General features: G+C 57.1%; 9 protein-coding genes. 4 read left to right on the forward strand and 5 right to left on the reverse strand.

The window, feature by feature from the left end; all coding sequences use genetic code 11:
• The 5 genes from ACOSYY_RS01270 to ACOSYY_RS01290 form a co-directional block, all read right to left on the reverse strand.
• Positions 1–776, reverse strand: a 776-nt coding sequence (locus ACOSYY_RS01270) for a hypothetical protein (protein ID WP_421660433.1), incomplete at its 3' end; no start/stop codon positions are given.
• Positions 769–993, reverse strand: a complete 225-nt coding sequence (locus ACOSYY_RS01275; protein WP_421660435.1) for a DUF2934 domain-containing protein — start codon at positions 991–993, stop codon at positions 769–771. The genes ACOSYY_RS01275 and ACOSYY_RS01270, both read right to left, overlap by 8 nt.
• A gap of 13 nt (positions 994–1,006) precedes the next feature.
• On the reverse strand, positions 1,007–1,975 hold the full coding sequence (locus ACOSYY_RS01280; RefSeq protein WP_421660436.1) for a universal stress protein: 969 nt from the start codon (positions 1,973–1,975) through the stop codon (positions 1,007–1,009).
• Positions 1,972–2,403 carry a cupredoxin domain-containing protein gene (locus tag ACOSYY_RS01285; protein WP_421660437.1) on the reverse strand — a complete coding sequence of 144 codons (432 nt, stop codon included), beginning with the start codon at positions 2,401–2,403 and terminating at the stop codon, positions 1,972–1,974. The genes ACOSYY_RS01280 and ACOSYY_RS01285 overlap by 4 nt, the downstream gene beginning before the upstream one ends.
• Positions 2,404–2,422: 19 nt before the next feature.
• Positions 2,423–2,926 (reverse strand): universal stress protein, encoded by a 504-nt coding sequence (locus ACOSYY_RS01290; RefSeq protein WP_421660438.1) that lies wholly within the window; start codon positions 2,924–2,926, stop codon positions 2,423–2,425.
• 641 nt (positions 2,927–3,567) lie between these two features.
• On the opposite strand from ACOSYY_RS01290, the gene ACOSYY_RS01295 reads away from it, so the two are divergent.
• The 4 genes from ACOSYY_RS01295 to ACOSYY_RS01310 all read left to right on the forward strand — a co-directional run.
• Positions 3,568–4,431: a universal stress protein gene (locus tag ACOSYY_RS01295; protein ID WP_421660439.1), complete on the forward strand. Its 864-nt coding sequence runs from the start codon at positions 3,568–3,570 to the stop codon at positions 4,429–4,431.
• Between the two features lie 20 nt (positions 4,432–4,451).
• The gene (locus ACOSYY_RS01300; protein ID WP_421660440.1) at positions 4,452–4,616 is read left to right on the forward strand and encodes an FmdB family zinc ribbon protein; all 165 of its coding nucleotides are present in this window, start codon (positions 4,452–4,454) and stop codon (positions 4,614–4,616) included.
• A gap of 4 nt (positions 4,617–4,620) precedes the next feature.
• The gene (locus tag ACOSYY_RS01305) at positions 4,621–5,016 is read left to right on the forward strand and encodes a c-type cytochrome (protein ID WP_421660441.1); all 396 of its coding nucleotides are present in this window, start codon (positions 4,621–4,623) and stop codon (positions 5,014–5,016) included.
• Positions 5,017–5,196: 180 nt separating this feature from the next.
• On the forward strand, positions 5,197–5,408 hold a 212-nt coding region (locus tag ACOSYY_RS01310; protein ID WP_421660442.1), incomplete at its 3' end, for a hypothetical protein.

The following is a 5,408-nucleotide window of genomic DNA, read 5'->3' on the forward strand; positions in this document are numbered from 1 at the left end:
TGAGCGTACAGAGCGACCGCATACAGATAGGGCTGCCCGTTGGGAGAGCGATATCTGATACGGATCACCGCGTCCGCCAACACATCCATGCGCCGTTGCGCAAACGCCCAAAGAAGCATGTAGCCGAATCGCTTGGTGAACTCTTTCCATTCTCCCAGCGCAAAGGACCCGGTCGTCACCTCCATCTCTCGGCGCCATTCCGACGTAACGGCAAGCAAGGCATCCGCATCAGCTTGCGACATGGCGATTCCGCAGCCGGCCCATACGGCCTTTTCGGACGCATGGATGTTCGGATCATGAAGGACCCGGGTCAGCAACGGATGGTCCGCCGCAAGATCCTTGGTGAATTCTCCGCCTGACAGAACCAGTCTCGTTCCATCACCGAGCGATCGCACGACTACATCCTGCCCGGGTTTTGGCGGAGAGGTCGGTTTGAGTAGATCGAGATAGGAATGTTTCAGGGGATCGAGCCACTGCCGTTCCTCTTCGGGAATGTGTTCGGTGATGACGTCCCGCAGCTGTTCGATAAGCGTCAGCTGTCCGTCATCCGGGTAATAATCGCAGAACAGGTACAGGCTCGCCAGTTCTATTTCCTGCTCAAACGGCGCCACAAGCCGTCCTGCGTCTCCTTCCACATACGGCTTGAGCGCGCGTGCCTGTGCCAACTCCCGTTGCAGCCTGAATTCCGGCTTGCGCGAAAGGCTTTCCAGGCGGGAGAGCACTCCATTAAGAGACGGAGGCCGCGGGGTCCAAAATCCTACCGCCTGATCACTCACGGGCTTTCTGGATTTCCTTCATCATGATTGTTTCGGCCTCGAGCCAGTCGCGGAGGGCATGCCCATCTTGACGGCCACGCTGTTCCCAGAGCTCGTACGCTTTATCCGAGATCCGCTCCCGCATGCCACCCGGCATTTCGATGGGCTTCTCGGCAAGTCTCGTTGCGGAGGTGAGCCGGCCTTTGACTGTCCCGGTTGTCGTCTTGCGCGTTCCCATGATTGCTCCTCGATTAAACATTGATGGGCATCGACTGCCCCGAAAGGACACGGCGATGACTCGACGGTAACTTCGCGTTCCGGACTGTGAGAACAGGGCATGAGGATCGACGGATGACGGACTCCGCGACACTGCCGAACAACGCATGAGACAAACCACGGCGTCCGTGAGTTCCGATGACAATCATGTCGACCGACTGAGCTCGGGCCGCCTCAAGAATAGAATCAGCCGGCAGCCCGCCGGAAATCAGCGAGTCGGAATCAAGGCCGGCGGAACCGAGCGCGGAGACAAGATCCGATAACCGCTTCATGACGGCTCTCTTGCTCGATTCCCGCTGCGCCGTGCGGGGAAGGGTAAAATCCAGGCCGTACGACACCGGCTCCAGTACATGAAGGAGTTTCAGCGAAGCGTTCGATCGTTGCGCGATCAACGCGCCATACTCCAAGGCATCGAGCGAACAGTCCGAAAAATCGACGGCTACCAGTATTCGCTTCAGCGTGGCGCTCGACTCGGCGGTGTTCGGGCCTCCATCTACGCTTTGTTTTTTCACAGGCACCGTCAAGACGGGACAGGGAGCCATGCGAATAATTCGCTCAGCCGTGCTTCCCAGCAAGATGTGTTCGAGGCCCGTCTTCCCTCTCGTGCCGACCACAATCACATCGGCCCCTCGGGTCCTCGCGACGGCCAACACTTCCTCGCTCGGGATTCCCGTGGCGAGAGACGACTCCACGGAAACCCCGAGAGCGACCGCTCGCGCCTTCAGATCGACCAATTTTGTCGTCACCTCCTTCATCAAGTCATCCAGATACAGTCGGTTCACCGCGTAGTCGGGATCCATCCCCGGAGGAAATTCCATAACGCTCATCACGGTCAACGAGGCTCCCAATGACTTGGCCAACACGCAGGCATGGGCCTCCGCCGCCGCCGATCCATGCGACCCGTCCGTCGCGAAGAGCAGTTTCAGTTCCTCGGACGCGCTCACACTGCCTCCGCGCTCAACAAGAGCAGCTCTCCGCTCATCGTCGGATGAATCGAACATCGGAAAACGTGCCGCCCCGGCCGTGTCATATCGAAGCGGATGGCGGTTTCCCGTTTCGGATCAAGAAAGACGCCCCCGACGCCTCGTCCGTACACGATGACGCCGTCCTTTTCAATCTGTGTCGGAATTCCTTCAAACACGGTCGAGCTGAAATCGTGCCGTTCCGCGTCATCATTCCGCACCTTGATGACGGTTGGAAATCCCAAACGCAACGGATTTTGCTTCGTCATGAAACGAAAATCCTTGATCGTCACGTCCACCACCTGTTCGGATTGTGCCAGAATGACCGCGCCATACATCCAGGCCAGAAAGGCCATGGACGCAATCGTTCCCCATCTCCGCCACTGCATTCGATGTTCTCCCATAGTCATGATCTCCTCCTTCGGTTCGTTAGCGTGTCGATTTCGGCCGTGAGACGGGTGTGGCAAGCGGTACGGTCAGTACGGGACAGCCCGCTGTACGAACAACTTTTTCCGCCGTGCTGCCGAAGAAAATCTTGTCCACACTGCCGGACCGGCCGCCGTAGCTTCCCATCACGACCAGATCGATATTCCGCGTGCGCGCAACTTTGGCGATCTCGATGAAGGGCGCCCCCTCCACGATCACGCGTGTAATTTTGATACCCGTCGCTACGCTGGATTCCAACAACTCCCTTACTTTTAGCCGTGCATGATGGCGTAAGCGGCGGCGCTGTGGAGCGGCGTCGGACGGAACAGCCAACAAACCCAATCGATTGAATGCGGCAAGCGCGCTGGTGTCGATCACGTGCAGAACGAGCAACGTCGCCCCGGACAATCGCGCGACCTGACAGGCAACCCGGAAAGCCTCGTCTGAACAGGGCGAAAAATCCACGGGAACCAGGATGGTCTTGAAGAGATCAGTATCCTGCTTCATGAACGATCCTCCTGACCAGGAATTCGAGCAAGGGCAATGCCATCGACAAGAGCTGATGGCTGATAGCTGTCGGCTTGAAGACGCTACGGATTTGTTACTTGGCTCGTGCCATCGGCTATTGCTCCGTCTCCGCAAGCAGGGGCTCTCTGCTACAACGGCCGTCTGTCTCCTGTAGCAGAAGGCGTCAGCAGACGTAATGGATAAAGGGTACGGAGCGAGAAAATTTCCCGGTAACGTGTCTTTCCTCTTCGCTCCATACGCCTCACCCCTTCTGCGATGATCTCTTCTTGAACGGCATTGGACTTGCTGAAATCATCCTCGGCAAGCAACGGGGAAAAGAATGGCACGGGCTCACTGGCTTTTTCTTGGAGCGATAAGTTGTGGACACAACTCGCCGGAGAAGCGTCAGTCAGGGCATCCATCGGCACGATTGTCGCAGTGATTGTCGCAGTGATGGCAGCCGCCGGCTAGGGTTGGTGCGCCTCGGAGCAGATCCCGCTCTGGCCAGTGGACCGGTAACGACCGTCGTCCAAGACATGCTGCGTGTGGGGATTTATCTGATTATCGCGACAGTCCTACTACCCTTACGATTTTGAGTGATGTGAAGCGAACCATCAGATTCACAGCTGGAAGGTGACGCCATGAAAATTTTGCTCACAGCCGACGGTTCCGATCATTCGTATGAGGCGGTTCGATCCCTTAAATATCTCTCTCGTGCCGATGAACTGCACATTGTACACGTGCTCGATGTCCCGAGCCCGGCCTATCCCATGATGATGCCGGAAGTGGCGCAAGAACTGTATGAGACGGTCGAGCGAAACATGCACGACGATGGGACTCGTTTGTTGGATCGCATTGTGTCGTTGCTTCCCTTGGATGTCGGGCCGGTCACGAAGCATCTGGTCGTCGGATCTCCTGCTGATCAAATCGTGACGTTGGCTGAGCAACTTACAATAAGGCTGATTCTCATGGGTACCCGAGGCCTTGGACCGATCAAGGAACGGCTCATAGGAAGTGTCTCCCACCGCGTGCTGACGTTCGGGCCCGGCACGAAATTCATTCTTCCCGGTCCCTTGAAAACGCTTCATCAAATTTTGCTTCCCCTACAAGGCAACTATGATGCAGACCATGCCCTCGCCTTCCTTCAACAGAAACCCTTTCGCGAGCCCCCCATTATTACTCTGTTCACCGTCCTTCCCCATACCAGGCCTCCCTGGCCGATAGATGCGGTCTCGGCCGAGCACATGGAAATCCACTCCATCCGCAAGGCAAACGACTTTTTAGAGGAGACGGCAGCCAAACTCAATCCCTGGGGTTACCAGACCCGCGTAAAGACCGCGTTGGGTACTCCGGTTGATGCGATTCTTCAGGAAGCTAAGGCTTTGAATCCGGACCTTATTCTTGCGGGATCCCGGGGACGCCGCGGCGTCACCCGCATGGTGCTCGGCAGTGTTTCACATGCTCTGTTGCACCAGGGGACTTACCCGCTCATGATTTTCGGTTGATTGCCGGAAGGGAGCGCACCATGCCGATGTACGACTATAAGTGCCTCGCCTGCGGAAAGGAGTCGTTGATCGTGGTGACATTGAAGGAGCATGAGGCCGGGGAAGTGACATGCCCCGCCTGCGGCGGCAAGAAGCTGCAGCAGCTCTTCAGCCCATTTATCGCACACACAACAAAGAAAAGCTGACGCCATGTTCACGATTTCCCAGCGGTTCCCGCGGCATCGATTCTTTGCGGCCAAACTCTGCGCGATCATTATTCTCGGCAGTACGATCATACCCCCCTCTCTTGGGGCCCAGGACTATCCTCCTGACCGCGCACGCGGAAAGGCCGTGTACGATCGGCATTGTCAAAACTGTCATGGATCAAACGGTCGAGGCGACGGGCCTGCCGCCGCTTCCTTGAATGTTCCGCCGACGAATTTTTCGCGGTTTCGATCGTTCATCAAATCGGATGAAGAGCTGATGCGGACCATCGAGCACGGCATTGTCTTCAGCCCGATGCATTCGTGGCGCGGCCGGCTCACCGATGGAGAAATGCAGGACGTTGTGGCGTACATTCGCGTATTGTCGCAATATGGACAATGACAAGATCATGCCCGAGCTCAACAGACGTCAGATTGCCCGGCTTCGCAAGCTTTCGCATGATTCCCCTCACACCGCGTGATGCGTTGCTCCTCGCCGACCCAGAATGATTTCCTACCAGGAGGGGCTAGGGATCAATGCCCAAGCGGTAGGCCGTGTGCCGAGCCTATGAAGGAGATACGAATGAAGAGACTCTCTGCGCTGATCACGATCGCGGGAATCATCGTTCTCATCGGACTCACCGCCACGTGGGCCCAGGCGGCCGGTCCATCCGCTTCCAACGCAACGCTACCCGTGGGCCCTCTCTGTAAAAGCCTTTACAAGAAAAAGCCCGTCCCGGCCAAAACATTGAAAGCCCTCGTCCGCTCACATGAACTATGGGTGGAGTACCGAGG

This window comes from Nitrospira sp. BLG_2, assembly GCF_049222245.1.

What these genes read in the sequence shown, in the direction of transcription:
- ACOSYY_RS01275 (WP_421660435.1), bottom strand. Translation starts at nt 993, where the DNA reads ATGGGAACGCGCAAGACGACAACCGGGACAGTCAAAGGCCGGCTCACC.
- ACOSYY_RS01285 (WP_421660437.1), bottom strand. Translation starts at nt 2,403, where the DNA reads ATGACTATGGGAGAACATCGAATGCAGTGGCGGAGATGGGGAACGATT.
- ACOSYY_RS01290 (WP_421660438.1), bottom strand. Translation starts at nt 2,926, where the DNA reads ATGAAGCAGGATACTGATCTCTTCAAGACCATCCTGGTTCCCGTGGAT.
- ACOSYY_RS01295 (WP_421660439.1), top strand. Translation starts at nt 3,568, where the DNA reads ATGAAAATTTTGCTCACAGCCGACGGTTCCGATCATTCGTATGAGGCG.
- ACOSYY_RS01300 (WP_421660440.1), top strand. Translation starts at nt 4,452, where the DNA reads ATGCCGATGTACGACTATAAGTGCCTCGCCTGCGGAAAGGAGTCGTTG.
- ACOSYY_RS01305 (WP_421660441.1), top strand. Translation starts at nt 4,621, where the DNA reads ATGTTCACGATTTCCCAGCGGTTCCCGCGGCATCGATTCTTTGCGGCC.